This is a genomic window from Vibrio sp. 10N.286.55.E10 (assembly GCF_002872555.1).
Lineage (GTDB): Bacteria > Pseudomonadota > Gammaproteobacteria > Enterobacterales > Vibrionaceae > Vibrio > Vibrio crassostreae.
This window is the reverse complement of the sequence record NZ_MCSD01000003.1, coordinates 94,933-108,968: the sequence shown is the minus strand read 5'-3', so window position 1 is coordinate 108,968 and position 14,036 is coordinate 94,933. Positions and strand designations below refer to the sequence as shown.

Annotated in this window: 11 protein-coding genes and 1 pseudogene; 3 read left to right on the top strand and 9 right to left on the bottom strand. The window is 44.2% G+C overall.

The annotated features are described in order from the left end of the window. Positions 1-22: 22 nt before the first annotated feature. Positions 23-622, bottom strand: a complete 600-nt coding sequence (locus BCV39_RS02330; RefSeq protein ID WP_102432830.1) for a tRNA-uridine aminocarboxypropyltransferase — start codon at positions 620-622, stop codon at positions 23-25. A 9-nt stretch (positions 623-631) separates the two neighbouring features. Between BCV39_RS02330 and rrtA the strand changes: the two genes are divergently transcribed. Further along, entirely contained in the window at positions 632-1,180 is a 549-nt protein-coding gene (rrtA, locus tag BCV39_RS02325) for a rhombosortase (protein WP_102432831.1), read from the top strand. Here the strand turns inward: rrtA and BCV39_RS02320 are convergent. From BCV39_RS02320 to BCV39_RS23475, 8 genes and pseudogenes are all read right to left on the bottom strand, one after another. Then, complete coding sequence (locus BCV39_RS02320) at positions 1,171-1,470, bottom strand: ComEA family DNA-binding protein (protein WP_102432832.1); 300 nt, start codon at positions 1,468-1,470, stop codon at positions 1,171-1,173. The genes rrtA and BCV39_RS02320 overlap by 10 nt on opposite strands. 246 nt (positions 1,471-1,716) lie before the next feature. Then, positions 1,717-3,582 (bottom strand): peptidylprolyl isomerase, encoded by a 1,866-nt coding sequence (gene ppiD, locus BCV39_RS02315; protein ID WP_102432833.1) that lies wholly within the window; start codon positions 3,580-3,582, stop codon positions 1,717-1,719. Positions 3,583-3,801: 219 nt separating this feature from the next. Beyond that, positions 3,802-4,095, bottom strand: a complete 294-nt coding sequence (locus BCV39_RS02310; RefSeq protein ID WP_012604504.1) for an HU family DNA-binding protein — start codon at positions 4,093-4,095, stop codon at positions 3,802-3,804. Between the two features lie 169 nt (positions 4,096-4,264). After that, positions 4,265-6,616 carry an endopeptidase La gene (lon, locus tag BCV39_RS02305; RefSeq protein ID WP_019824784.1) on the bottom strand — a complete coding sequence of 784 codons (2,352 nt, stop codon included), beginning with the start codon at positions 6,614-6,616 and terminating at the stop codon, positions 4,265-4,267. Positions 6,617-6,748: 132 nt separating this feature from the next. After that, the gene (gene clpX, locus BCV39_RS02300; RefSeq protein WP_009847283.1) at positions 6,749-8,029 is read right to left on the bottom strand and encodes an ATP-dependent protease ATP-binding subunit ClpX; all 1,281 of its coding nucleotides are present in this window, start codon (positions 8,027-8,029) and stop codon (positions 6,749-6,751) included. A gap of 81 nt (positions 8,030-8,110) precedes the next feature. After that, entirely contained in the window at positions 8,111-8,737 is a 627-nt protein-coding gene (clpP, locus tag BCV39_RS02295) for an ATP-dependent Clp endopeptidase proteolytic subunit ClpP (protein WP_004736080.1), read from the bottom strand. Positions 8,738-8,842: 105 nt separating this feature from the next. After that, positions 8,843-10,141, bottom strand: coding sequence for a trigger factor (tig, locus tag BCV39_RS02290; protein WP_017106221.1), 1,299 nt, complete (start codon positions 10,139-10,141; stop codon positions 8,843-8,845). A gap of 294 nt (positions 10,142-10,435) precedes the next feature. Next, a pseudogene (locus BCV39_RS23475) lies at positions 10,436-10,618 on the bottom strand (hypothetical protein); the annotation flags it as partial. A 163-nt stretch (positions 10,619-10,781) separates the two neighbouring features. Between BCV39_RS23475 and BCV39_RS02285 the strand changes: the two are divergent. Together BCV39_RS02285 and BCV39_RS02280 are read left to right on the top strand one after the other, a co-directional pair. Beyond that, a complete protein-coding gene (locus BCV39_RS02285; RefSeq protein ID WP_102432834.1) occupies positions 10,782-12,602 on the top strand; it encodes an ATP-binding protein in 1,821 nt (606 codons plus the stop codon). A gap of 29 nt (positions 12,603-12,631) precedes the next feature. Beyond that, positions 12,632-13,978, top strand: a complete 1,347-nt coding sequence (locus BCV39_RS02280; RefSeq protein ID WP_048664260.1) for a sigma-54 dependent transcriptional regulator — start codon at positions 12,632-12,634, stop codon at positions 13,976-13,978. Positions 13,979-14,036 lie beyond the last annotated feature (58 nt).

Below are 14,036 nucleotides of genomic sequence, written 5' to 3'. Positions count from 1 at the left end.
TGACTCATTTTACTGAAACGGCTTAATCTAAGTAGTTTTTCTCAAACACACCCGGCGGCATTTGATTGATTTGAAACTGAATCATTTGATCAAATGCCGTTAGCAAAGGGCTAAATTCGCCATCACTCTCTAACAAGCTAAGCAAATGATAGCCAGCTTCAACGGTTGAAAGGCTGTTTTCACTGGGTGCTTTGCGAATTCGGTAATTACTCTTGAGATCTTTGGGTAAGTGGACCGTGTTCAACGCATGCAAGTTATTCGACACTTGCCACATCTTGAATGCTTTCTTCCACGTCCCATCCAATAAAATCACACGTAGCTTCTTGCTTGGGTATGTTGCCGACTCAACAGGCACAGAATTTTCACTTGGGTATAAAATCACATGTTGGTACTGTTCATCGGCCAGCAATGCGTTCAGTTGTTCGTTGTCTGAAAAGTCTTCACCAACAAGCGTCACGCTGTTTTTTAGAGATAACGAGAGAATACGCGCGGTTCCCATCGGACGGTGCTCTTCTGATGGGTGCTGAAGAATGATAAGCTCAACATTCGATTCGAGTGGTGTAACCCACTGACAAATACAAGCTTTCAAAGCCTTGCTGCATTGGGGGCAATAACGAGACATGGATTTAATGTGTACCCTGTTTTAATTTTCACTTCACTTTTATGCGTCTTATTCCAATTTGAGCCAATACAAGCTTGGGTCGTATGGGATAGCAATGCGATTGCCGAGGGGCAATGGTGGCGGATCCTAACAGGAAACTTTTCACATACCAACTACTCGCACCTTCTGATGAATCTAGCAGGCTTATGGATCATCAGCTATCTGTTTCAACCGAGTAAAAAACAGCTTGTTCTTGCTCTGCTTGTGATTAGTCTAGTGACTGGGATCGCTCTGTTGTTTTCGAGTATTCAGATCTATGTTGGCCTATCTGGCACTTTGCATGGGTTGTTTGGCTTATTCGCGCTCAGAGAGGCTTTAAACGGCAGGAAATCTAGTTGGCTATTAGTGTTGGGGTTAGTAGCTAAAATCGCTTGGGAGCAGCTTGTTGGCCCCTCTAGCACGACTGGCGAACTGATTAACGCTCGTGTCGCAATTGAAGCCCACCTAGCAGGTGCTCTGGTCGGGGGCTTCATGGCTATCATTTCATTTCTAATCAACAAAAAAATGGATCAAAGCTGAATTCTTTCACGGTTCTTTTCAACCGTCGCTTCACCTATCCCTTTCACACTCGCCAAATCATCAGCAGTAGTAAATGCCCCGTTCTGCTCTCTGTAGTCGACAATCTCTTGGGCTTTTTTGTCACCAACACCAACCAGTAGTGCTGATAGCTCTTCTGCTGTCGCGGTATTGATGTTAACCGTAATCTCAATGCCATCGTAAAGCTCAGCTTTAGTTGGGCTGTCTGCAAACACTGCAGGGCTTAAGAGCATCAGAAATGAAAGAAGTAGTGTTGAATATATCGTGCGCATAAATCGTTCCTTTGTACAAAAAAGGTAACTTATGCATTTGCAGCACTAGATAACACAATCACCAGACAAAAATAAAGCGGGTCTCCTAAGTGACCCGCTTCGTTATACATCTTGTTTTCATCAGTTTGTTTGTTGGCTCACAAATCTGATTTATCGAATAAACCTAATTTGCAAAACAACAACCATCGCATGTTGACTCTCGGTAGTCAGTAACCAAATAGGCTTAACTACCGAGCTAATCGATGCTTACTGACCTTGGCCTACTACGTAGTATTCAACGTCTGCGTTTTTACGAAGTACGTTTAGTACGTTCGTCAGATCTTGTTGGTTACCAACTCGTTCCAACTGTGCACCAATTTGAGTGCTGTAAGCTGGGTTGATTTCAGCCGTTACTTTAGAAAGCTCAACAACAACGATGTTACCGTCTTGGTCTTTAGATTGACCGAACACAGCTTGGCCTGCTTCTGGTTTCGCTAGAGCGAATACAGATGCTGCTAACGGAGAGTTACGGTCAATCGTTTCAAGTTCAGTGAACTCAAGATTGTTGTCCGCTAGCACTGCTTCATTGCCTTGCTTTAGTTCGTTCACTAGAGAAACACCTAGTTCAACCGCTTGTTGCTCAGCTTGTACAGCAGACAATGCAGCGACAACTTGATCTTTCACTTCAGCTAGAGGAAGAACTGTCTCGTCGCGAGTCTCTTCTACACGAACAACGATCACGTGCTCAGGAGCCACTTCGATAACTTCAGAGTTTAGACCGTCTTCTTTCACTTCAGGGCTCAAGATAGCTTGCATAACTACAGGCGTCATCAGAACTTCTGGAGCGTCAATTTGAGAGATGAAATCTGTTGTTGTGATCTTCGCATTGATAGCTTCTGCAGAATCATCAAGAGAATCTGGGAATTCAAACGCTACTTTTTCTAGCTCAGTTTGTTGCTCGTAGAACTGGTCTACAGCGTGCTGGTCTAGAAGCTCTTGCTTAATCTGTGCCGCTACTTCAGTGTAAGGCTGAGCTTGAGACGCTTTTAGTTCGTCGAGCTTGATGATGTGGTAGCCGAAATCAGATTTAACTAGACCAGTCGTGTCACCAATATTCTCAAGAGCGAAAGCCGCGTCTTCGAATGCTGGGTCCATCACATCACGTTCGATCCAACCTAGGTCACCGCCAACGTCAGCACTGCCAAAGTCGTCAGATTTCTCTTCCGCTAGCGTAGCAAAATCAGCGCCTGCATTTAGTTCGTCTAGGATAGACTGAGCTTTCGCTTCGTCATCGCCTTGAACTAAGATGTGGCTAACTTTACGTTGCTCTTCAGTTGAGTACTTGTCTAGGTGCTCTTGGTAGTACTTCTGCGCTTCTTCATCGCTTACTTCAAGCTGAGACTTAAGTGCTTCAGCAGAAAGCTCAATGTAAGATACCTTCGCTTGCTCTGGACGAGTGTAAGCTGCAGGGTTCTCTTGGTAGTACTGTTCGATCTGTTCGTCAGTTAGCTCGATGCCTTTCGCAAGGTCAGCAACAGACAGTGTCACTGTGCGAATGTCACGAGTTTGTGCGATAAGCTTGCTCTGAGTATCGATTTCACCTTGAAGAACGAATTCACTGCCTTGAAGTGCAGTCACAAGCTGGTTGCGCATTAGGTCACGACGCATGTATTCAGCGAAGCTCTCTGCGCTGAAACCTGCACGACGTAGTGCCGATTGGTAAACTTCTTGGTCGAATTGACCAGCTGTTTGGAACTGAGGCATTTCTAGAATCATGGTACGGATTTGAGAATCACTGATTCGTAGGCCTAAAGACTCAGCTTGCTGCTCAAGCAGTACATCGTTGATCATGCGATCAAGTACTGATTTACGGAAAGACTCTACGTATGCAGGGTCTGCAAGCATTTGAGCGAAGTAATCGCCAAGTTGAGACTGCATGCGATTACGTTCGTTTTGGTAAGCCTGTTCGAACTCACCACGAGCAATTTCTGTGTTGCCAACTTTAGCTGCTGCGTTGTTACCGCCACCGGTGATGTAGCTGCCTACACCTGCGAATACGAATGACAGGATAATCAACCCAAGGATAATTTTTACCGCGATGCTATTCACGCCTTCGCGTAATCGATCCATCATAATTTAAGTGCTCTCCGGATATGAAGCATTGGCTTCAAAATAAAAATCTATTCACGCGATATTATCAGAAAAAGAAATGCGCATCAGTAGGATGCGCATAATTTAAATAAGTTCAATGTGCTTTGTACACATACTGTTTAAAAATGAAACATCATTTTTCAAACAGTAAACGCATTTTACAGCCTTCCCCTCGCAAAACCGAGGTTTCAGCCGTAGAAATTAGTTACATGCGTCTTTAAGTGCTTTACCCGCTTTGAAGCCAGGTACTTTAGCTTCTGCGATTTGGATCTCTTCACCAGTTTTTGGGTTACGACCTGTACGAGCAGCACGAGTACGAACACTGAAAGTACCAAAGCCAACAAGTGCAACTTGGTCGCCTGATTGTAGCGTTGTGCCAACTGCTTCGATGAATGCGTCTAGAGCGCGGCCAGCTGAAGCTTTAGAGATGTCTGCGTTTTCTGCGATTGATTCTACTAGTTGTGTTTTATTCACTGTTTTTCCCCTATGTGTCATCTGTGACTACTTCTTGATGACTGTACGTTCCATTTTGGTTTTAATTTAGCCGCAAGCCTTATTGCAAAAGGGCTGCCGCTTTGATCAATAACTTAGCGTCCAAAAAAAACGCTGACAAGCCTTTTCGGGCCTATCAGCGTAATTCTTTACTTATTTTTGCTATGCATCACTATTTTTTCACGTCAAACTCGACCCCAGACGGATCTCGTTCTAGCGCTACTTTGAGTACTTCATCAATCCACTGAACCGGGATCACCTTCAAGTCAGCGATTACGTTGTCTGGAATCTCTTCCAAATCACGCTCATTGTCTTTAGGAATCAGTACAGTTTTGATGCCGCCACGGTGTGCTGCAAGCAGTTTTTCTTTCAAGCCACCGATAGGTAAAACTTCACCACGAAGGGTAATTTCACCTGTCATACCGACCTCAGCTTTAACAGGGTTACCCGTCAAGCTAGACACTAATGCAGTACACATTGCGATACCCGCACTCGGGCCATCTTTCGGTGTAGCACCTTCTGGTACGTGAACGTGAATATCACGTTTCTCATAGAAATCTGAGTTAATACCCAGTTTTTCTGCACGAGAACGAACCACGGTCATTGCCGCTTGAATCGATTCTTTCATCACATCACCAAGTGAACCGGTTTGCGTTAGCTTACCCTTACCCGGCATTGCTTCAGTTTCGATAGTCAGTAGATCACCACCAACTTGAGTCCAAGCTAAACCAGTCACTTGACCAATACGGTTACTTTCATCCGCTTTACCGAAGTCATGACGTTGAACGCCTAAGTACTCTTTCAGGTTATCAATATTAACCGTTACAGACTTAAGGTCGCTGTCTAGCAAGATGTTCTTCACAGCTTTACGACAGATCTTAGAGATTTCACGCTCTAGGCTACGTACACCCGCTTCACGCGTATAGTAACGGATAATGCCGATGATTGCAGAGTCTTCAATCTCAATTTCATGAGGCTTAAGACCGTTGCGTTGAACTTGCTTGTCCAATAGGTGGCTCTTAGCGATGTTCAGCTTTTCATCTTCTGTGTAACCAGACAGGCGAATCACTTCCATACGGTCCAATAGTGGGCCAGGGATGTCCATCGAGTTAGACGTTGCAACAAACATCACATCAGATAGATCGTAATCGACTTCTAGGTAGTGATCGTTAAATGCGTTGTTTTGTTCTGGGTCTAGTACTTCTAGAAGCGCTGAAGATGGGTCGCCACGCATATCAGAAGACATCTTATCGATTTCATCTAATAGGAACAGTGGGTTCTTAACGCCAACTTTAGACATCTTCTGGATTAATTTACCCGGAAGTGAACCGATGTACGTACGACGGTGACCACGAATCTCAGCTTCATCACGAACGCCGCCTAGCGCCATACGTGTGTACTTACGACCCGTTGCCGCAGCAATCGAACGACCTAGTGAGGTTTTACCAACACCAGGAGGACCTACAAGACAAAGGATTGGACCTTTTAGCTTGTTGATACGGTTTTGTACTGCCAAGTACTCAAGAATACGTTCTTTAACACGCTCTAAGCCGTAGTGATCTTCATTTAAGATCTCTTCCGCTTTAGCTAAATTCTTTTTAACTTTTGAACGCTTAGCCCAAGGAACACCAACCATCCAATCAATGTAGCTACGTACTACTGTTGCTTCAGCAGACATTGGCGACATCATTTTCAGTTTTTGAAGTTCTTGCTCAGTTTTCTCACGAGCTTCTTGAGGCATCTTAGAATCTTCGATCTTCTTCTTCAGAGTCTCGAATTCATCAGGTGCGTCGTCCATCTCGCCAAGTTCTTTCTGAATCGCTTTCATTTGCTCATTCAGGTAGTACTCACGCTGAGATTTTTCCATCTGCTTCTTAACGCGGCCACGGATACGTTTTTCAACTTGCAGGATGTCAATTTCTGACTCCATTTGGCCCATCAAGAATTCCAGACGTTCTGTCACATCTAAGATTTCTAGAACGTGCTGCTTGTCTACCAACTTAAGTGGCATGTGCGCAGCAATCGTATCAGCAAGGCGAGCTGCCTCATCAATACCGTTCAGAGATGTTAGAACCTCTGGTGGAATCTTTTTGTTTAGCTTAATAAAGCCTTCGAATTGATTGATCGCACTACGAACAACCACTTCTTGTTCTTTTTCGTCAAGTTCTGAGGTAACAACGTATTCGGCGTCCGCTAAGAAGAATTCACTTTCTTTGAATTGGTGAATCTTTGCACGCTGCTGACCTTCAACAAGTACTTTAACCGTACCATCAGGGAGCTTGAGTAACTGAAGAATGGTAGCGACTGTACCTACGTTAAATAGGTCGTCGATTGAAGGCTCATCAGTGTCCGCTTCTTTCTGCGCTACAAGTAGTACTTGTTTGTTAGCTTCCATTGCCGATTCAAGGCATGTAATCGATTTTTCACGACCAACAAACAATGGAATAACCATGTGTGGGTAAACCACTACATCACGTAGAGGTAGCACGGGGATTTCGATACGCTCGGAACGTTCCAAGTTCATATATTTCTCTCTTCCGCTTTAACTTATAAAGCAGTATATGGGGCTTAAACGACTGGATTCAATGGAAGAATAAAAAAAAGGAGGTAATTGCTTACCTCCTTTTTCAATTTGAGTGACTTGTCTAAAAAAGACCTACTCTGCAACAGCTGCTTGGTTATCTGAGTTGCTGTAAATCAATAGTGGTTCTGACTCACCATTAATTACCGACTCATCAATCACAACCTTGCTTACATCAGTTGAAGATGGCAGTTCGTACATAGTTTCTAGTAGAACACCCTCCAAGATAGAACGTAGACCACGAGCGCCTGTTTTACGGTTCATTGCTTTCTTAGCAATTGCACGTAGGGCGTCTTCACGGAATTCTAATTCTGTATCCTCAAGCTCAAATAATGCTGCGTACTGTTTTGTCAGTGCATTCTTTGGCTCACATAGGATTTGGATTAGCGCTTCTTCATCAAGCTCTGTCAGTGTTGTTGTCACAGGTAGACGACCAATGAATTCTGGAATCAGACCATACTTCACTAGATCTTCAGGTTCTACTTGAGTGAACAATTCACCGATAGTTTTGGTTTCGTCTTTTGAACGCACTTCTGCGCCAAAGCCGATACCTGAACCTGTTTCTACACGTTGTTCAATCACTTTATCTAAGCCTGCAAACGCACCACCACAGATAAATAGGATCTTAGACGTGTCCACTTGCAAGAACTCTTGCTGTGGATGCTTACGACCACCTTGAGGTGGAACTGAAGCAACTGTACCTTCAACAAGTTTTAGTAGAGCTTGCTGTACACCTTCACCAGACACGTCACGCGTGATTGATGGGTTTTCAGCTTTACGAGAAATCTTGTCGATTTCATCGATGTAAACAATGCCGCGTTCCGCTTTCGCTACGTCGTAATCACATTTCTGAAGCAACTTCTGGATGATGTTTTCAACATCTTCGCCCACGTAACCCGCTTCGGTTAGTGTTGTTGCATCAGCCATAGTGAAAGGAACGTCTAGGAAACGAGCCAATGTTTCAGCAAGTAGTGTTTTACCACTACCAGTAGGACCGATAAGAAGAATGTTACTCTTACCTAGCTCTACGCCTTCAGCTGTCGTGTCACCATTACGTAAACGCTTGTAGTGGTTATAAACTGCAACTGCTAGCACTTTCTTCGCGTATTCTTGACCGATTACATAGTCGTCAAGATGCTCACGAATCTCACGCGGCGTTGGCAGCGATTCCGATTCTTTCTTAGGAAGAACATCTTTAATTTCTTCACGAATAATGTCGTTACAAAGATCGACACATTCATCACAAATGTAAACAGAAGGACCTGCGATTAACTTGCGAACTTCGTGTTGGCTTTTGCCACAGAAAGAGCAGTAAAGCAGTTTACCGCTACCACCCTCTTTGCTTTTATCTGTCATTCGCTAACCTCTTAGCCTTAACTCTCTATGCTTGAGTGTATATCAATTTGAATCACTTTGCGTTAAACAATTGCCCTGCAATTATTGACCGCGGTGATTAAGAACTGAATCCACTAAGCCGTATTCTACTGCTTGATCAGCAGACATGAAGTTATCACGATCTGTATCGCGCTCAACAACTTCTAGAGGCTGACCCGTGTGCTCTGCCAATAGTTTGTTTAGCTTTTGTTTGATCGTTAGGATCTCTTGCGCGTGAATTTGAATATCAGACGCTTGGCCTTGGAAGCCGCCAAGTGGCTGGTGAATCATTACACGTGAGTTTGGAAGCACGTGACGCTTACCAGGAGTACCACCCGCTAGTAAGAATGCACCCATAGAGCAAGCTTGACCCATACATACTGTGCTCACGTTTGGCTTGATGAACTGCATTGTGTCGTAGATAGACATGCCTGCTGTTACGCTACCGCCAGGTGAGTTGATGTAAAGATAGATATCTTTGTCTGGGTTTTCTGATTCCAAGAAAAGCAGTTGAGCCACGACAAGATTTGCCATGTGGTCTTCCACTTGACCTGTTAAGAAAATGATACGTTCTTTTAATAGACGAGAATAAATATCGTAAGAACGTTCACCACGGGAAGTCTGTTCAACCACCATAGGAACTAGTGCGTCCATAATCGATGGCATTGTATTTTTTTCTTGGTAGCTCATATTCTTATGTCCCTAAAATAAATGGCCCGAATGATTAAATCATACGGACCATTGTTAGCAGAATTGTTGACCGTACGTCAACCTTCTACGTCAGATATTACTATATTAAGCAGGTTGCTGATTCATTAGCTCGTTGAAGCTAACTTCTTTATCAGAAACTTGAGCTTTAGCGATGATTGCATCAATAGCTTGCTCTTCTAGAGCAACATTGCGCATGTTGTTCATCATTTGCTCGTTTTGCTCGTAGTAAGCAATAACTTCTGTTGGATCTTCGTATGCTGTAGCCATCTCTTCGATGATAGCTTTAACTTTCTCGTCGTCAGCTTTTAGCTCTTCAGTCTTGATTACTTCACCAAGAAGAAGACCTACAACTACGCGACGTTTAGCTTGCTCTTCGAACAGCTCACGTGGAAGTTGGTCAGCAGCTTCAGTGTTGCCACCAAAACGTTGAGCAGCTTGTTGACGTAGAACACCGATCTCTTGATCGATAAGAGCAGAAGGTACGTCGATGTTGTTTTCGTTAACTAGACCGTCGATAGCTTGCTCTTTGATGCGGTTCTTAACAGCTTGCTTAAGCTCACGCTCCATGTTCTTACGAACTTCAGCTTTAAGACCTTCAACGCCGTCAGCAGCACCGAACTTAGAAACGAATTCTTCGTTTAGTTCTGGAAGTTCACGAGCTTCAACTTTGTTCAGCTTGATAGAGAACTTAGCTGCTTTACCTTTTAGGTTTTCAGCGTGGTAATCTTCTGGGAAGTTTACGTCGATTTCGAATTCCATACCTGCTGTTTTACCAACGATACCGTCTTCGAAGCCAGGGATCATGCGACCAGCGCCCATCTCTAGTGGGAAGTTCTCAGCTTTGCCGCCTTCAAACTCTTCACCGTCGATAGAACCAACGAAGTCGATAGTTGCACGAGAACCAGCGTCAGCAGCAGCTTCAACTTCAGTCCAAGTCGCTTGTTGCTTACGTAGAGTTTCGATCATCTCTTCAACGTCAGCTTCTTTAACTTCTACTGCTGGTTTCTCAACAGTGATGTTTTCTAGACCTTTCAGCTCAACTTCTGGGTAAACTTCAAAAGTTGCGTTGAATACTAGGTCAGCGCCTTCGTTGTTTTCAACTGGTGCGAAAGTTGGAGCGCCAGCTGGGTTGATTTTCTCTTTAACGATCGCTTCGATGAAGTGACGTTGCATTACTTCGCCCATCACGTCTTGACGTACTGCTTTGCCGTACATTTTAGCAACCATCTTCATTGGCACTTTGCCTTTACGGAAACCATCGAAACGACGGTTTTTCGCGATGTTGCGTAGTTCAGCTGTAACTGCATCTTCGATGTTAGCAGCAGGAACAGTAATATTAAGACGGCGCTCTAGGCCTTCTAGCGTTTCAACAGTAACTTGCATTATATAAACCTCAAAACTGGCTCAGTAATCTGAGCATATGAGCCGTAACTTAGCTTTAATTCAAAAGCCGACGTTGTTGGCTGCATCCTTGTGTAGTGCTCTATCCGAACACCTAATTTAAAATCGAGCATTGATGTCTGAATTGATTATTCAACCAAACACCAGACTAATCAGCGATATCTTCGTTCTTCACACGTCGATTAAAACGCAATAAAGCTTGTTTTCAGAAACAAGAAAGGTATCTCCGATTAGCCTCAGGACAGAAATTTTAGACGCGACATTCTAGCGATCTGTTTAATCTCTGTCGAGCCGTTCACCTCTGCATGATGATGAATGCTCTAAATTCGTCCAACTAAGTGATACAAAAACGATCAAATCATCACTTAGCACAACAGAAATGGGGACAATAGCGACTTTTTCAAGGGAATCGAGGGCTTTTTTTGCTAAAAACCTTAAAAAGAGATCTTGCTCTTGTTTTACCCCTCAGAGTCGATAACTTTTTCAACAATCCCCGTTACAAACCCTTAACCTACACCCATCTGTTCACTCTCTGCTTTCAGCAAAAACTACCGCTATTTGCTACCATAAACGAGAGAAGACAGGCTTGATTGTTTACCAAAGAAATTAGCGGAGAGCCTTCATGTTTCAAGCTTTTAGAATCCCAATACTATTAATGGTCACATACAGTTTACTGATGGTGTTTGGCGGTCATTGGGTGTGGAGCACAAGCCATGAAAGTTTGTTAAATGATCATCAATCTAAGCTAGACCGTTTTTCAGTTCATATTTCAAGTCAATTGGACAAGTTCGCGCACATTCCAGAACTGCTTTCAAAAGACAAAGAGCTGGTCGATGCCCTGCACTCTCCAAGTAACTCTGCGCAAATCGAACTCACTAATCGTTATCTAGAGCACGTAAACTCGGTGATTCAAGCATCCGACACCTACCTACTAGACAGTATCGGTACCACCATCGCAGCCAGTAATTGGAATCAACCGCGTTCTTTTATTCGTCGTAATTTTGCTTTCCGCCCTTACTTTCAAGAAGCGATTCTTGGCAATGAAAATCAATATTTTGCGCTAGGATCAACTTCTGGGAAGCGAGGCTATTATTATTCTTACCCCGTCTCCTATGCCGCCGAGATTATTGGCGTCATTGTTGTAAAGATGGATTTATCGCTGATTGAAGCAAGTTGGAAAGGCAAACAGAGTTTTTTCGTTGCTGACGATAAAGACCAAATCGTATTTATGTCGAGTAACCCTGAATGGCTGTTCAAAAGCCTTCAACCACTAAGCGAAGAACAGCACTCTCAAATTCAAGAAAGCAGACAGTATCTCGATACAAAAATAGAAAGCCTACACTTCTCCGGTGATTTCGAGAGCGCTACTAGCAATATTGAGTCTCAGCACAAGCTCGTCCAAGAACAGTTCTTTAGCTCCTCTCGCTTCTTAGCCGAGCCAAAACTCACCATACGGGTATTTTCTCCGACCCACTTAGTTTGGTGGGACTTGGTTGCTTACCTTGTGGTTCTCAGCCTTATCTTTGCGATTATTTACCTCACAATGCAGCTCAACCACCATCGACAACAAAGACGCGCTCAGATAGATAGGCTGCAATCCGAAGCCAAGCAAAAGCTCGAATTTCAAGTACTCGAACGCACATCAGAGCTGCATGTCGAAATTAAACATCGTATCGAAACCGAACATGTATTGAGGCAAACCCAAGACGAACTCATCCAAGCCGCCAAACTGGCGGTGCTAGGTCAAATGTCGGCGAGCATCAGTCACGAACTAAATAACCCGCTCGCTGCGATTCGCAGTTATGCCGACAATGGCCGACTGTTTCTTGCCAAAGAAAAAACCGATCGTGTCGATGACAATCTATCGCGAATCTCGGCACTCACTGATCGCATGGCGAAAATCAGCCACCAGCTTCGCTCCTTTGCAAAGAAATCCACCGCGGAAGAACTGCACACCTTGCAAATACTCCCTATCTTACATTCATCGAAAGAGCTGATGAAGCCACAGCTCAAGAGTGAACGAGTTAAGGTCAACGAACTCCCTGAAATCTTTGATGCTTGCGTGCTCGCCAACGCTATTCAACTGGAACAGGTGATCATTAACCTGCTGACTAATGCGATTCAGGCGATGGAACAACAAGATGATAAACAATTAGCTATTCTGTTAGAGATTAGGGAGTCCGACCATCAACAAGCCCAGACCTTGCTGATTCATGTCGATGATAATGGTCCCGGCTTCACCTCCCCTTCGAACGGAAACTTTTTTGAACCCTTCCATACCACCAAGAAAAACGGACTTGGACTTGGGCTATCGATTTCTCAACAAATAATCAGCGGAATAAATGGCAAGCTCGTTACAGGAAGCAGCCCTCAAGGTGGTGCTCGATTCAGCATAGAGTTACCCCTTGTTGAACAAGAACAGCAAGCAAAAACGCAGCAATAACCAGAATACAAAGAAGTAAAGGAATAACTATGTGTCACGTCTATTTCATTGATGATGAATCCGATCTGAGAATGGCTATTGAACAGAGCTTCGAGCTCGCCGATATTGATGCCGAATTCTTTCCCGATGCGGAGTCAGCTCTGCTCGCGATTCAAGAAAACGGCTTACCTCACGTGATCATCACTGATATCTGTTTACCGGGTCTGTCTGGGCATGATCTGCTCAACACCGTGATGCACAAAGACAAAGAGATCCCCGTAATTATGATTACTGGTCACGGCGATATTTCGATGGCCGTTCAAGCAATCCAATACGGCGCCTATGACTTCATCGAAAAGCCGTTCGCCAATGAGCGCCTAATCGAAACCACCAAGCGAGCGATAGAAAAACGTCAACTAACCCTCGAGAACCTTGAGTTAAAACGTTCACTCAAGGCCAGCCAAGCGCTTGGCCCAAGGATCATTGGTGACACACAATCAATGACAGAACTGCGGTCTATCATCACTCACGTTGCCGACACCAACGCCGATATTTTGTTATTTGGCGAAACTGGCACAGGCAAAGAATTAGTTGCACGTTCTCTACATGAACAAAGCAGCAGACGAGAACAAAACTTCGTCGCGGTCAACTGCGGCGCGGTCCCTGAAAACCTGATTGAGAGTGAACTGTACGGCCATGAAAAAGGCGCATTCACTGGCGCAGAAAGCAAGCGAGTGGGTAAATTTGAATTTGCTCAAGGCGGAACTCTATTCTTGGATGAAATTGAGTCCATGCCGATGCAAGCACAAATTCGCCTGTTGCGCGTCTTGCAAGAGCGAGTCATCGAAAGGGTTGGATCTAATGGTTTAGTCCCTCTGGACATTCGAGTGATTGCGGCCACTAAAGTCGACTTAAAGAAAGCCGCTGAAGAAGGCACTTTCCGCCAAGATCTCTATTATCGACTTAACGTTGTGACCTTAGACTTGCCGCCGTTAAGAAGCAGACAAGAAGACATCCCAGCCCTGTTCCATCACTTCTTACTGGTTGCTGCGGCGCGTTATGGCAAGACAGCCCCAGCCCTTCCACAAAAGGAACTGCACGCACTTTTGGCTCATGATTGGCCAGGGAATGTACGTGAGCTACGTAACAGCGCTGAACGCTTCATCTTACTCGGAAAACTAGCTCAATTGGGGGATGGTGCGAACTCAGAGATCCATTCAGACGCCAGTATTAGCCTATCGGACCAAGTGTCAGAGTTCGAAAAAGCAGTGATCGAGCGCGCGTTGATTGAGAATGAAGGGAGTATAAAATTAACCATGTCTCAATTAAATGTCCCAAGAAAAACGCTTTACGACAAAATGCAACGCTATCAAATCGACAAAGATAATTTTAAGTAAACAATAGATTTTGAAGTGAAAATTAAGCTACGAAATAAAAGAATCAACAACGAAACAA

Bases quoted from the DNA above. Each gene is read 5' to 3' on its own strand.
- BCV39_RS02330 (WP_102432830.1), bottom strand. From the start codon at position 622: ATGTCTCGTTATTGCCCCCAATGCAGCAAGGCTTTGAAAGCTTGTATT.
- BCV39_RS02320 (WP_102432832.1), bottom strand. From the start codon at position 1,470: ATGCGCACGATATATTCAACACTACTTCTTTCATTTCTGATGCTCTTA.
- ppiD (WP_102432833.1), bottom strand. From the start codon at position 3,582: ATGATGGATCGATTACGCGAAGGCGTGAATAGCATCGCGGTAAAAATT.
- BCV39_RS02310 (WP_012604504.1), bottom strand. From the start codon at position 4,095: ATGACACATAGGGGAAAAACAGTGAATAAAACACAACTAGTAGAATCA.
- lon (WP_019824784.1), bottom strand. From the start codon at position 6,616: ATGAACTTGGAACGTTCCGAGCGTATCGAAATCCCCGTGCTACCTCTA.
- clpX (WP_009847283.1), bottom strand. From the start codon at position 8,029: ATGACAGATAAAAGCAAAGAGGGTGGTAGCGGTAAACTGCTTTACTGC.
- clpP (WP_004736080.1), bottom strand. From the start codon at position 8,737: ATGAGCTACCAAGAAAAAAATACAATGCCATCGATTATGGACGCACTA.
- tig (WP_017106221.1), bottom strand. From the start codon at position 10,141: ATGCAAGTTACTGTTGAAACGCTAGAAGGCCTAGAGCGCCGTCTTAAT.
- BCV39_RS02285 (WP_102432834.1), top strand. From the start codon at position 10,782: ATGTTTCAAGCTTTTAGAATCCCAATACTATTAATGGTCACATACAGT.
- BCV39_RS02280 (WP_048664260.1), top strand. From the start codon at position 12,632: ATGTGTCACGTCTATTTCATTGATGATGAATCCGATCTGAGAATGGCT.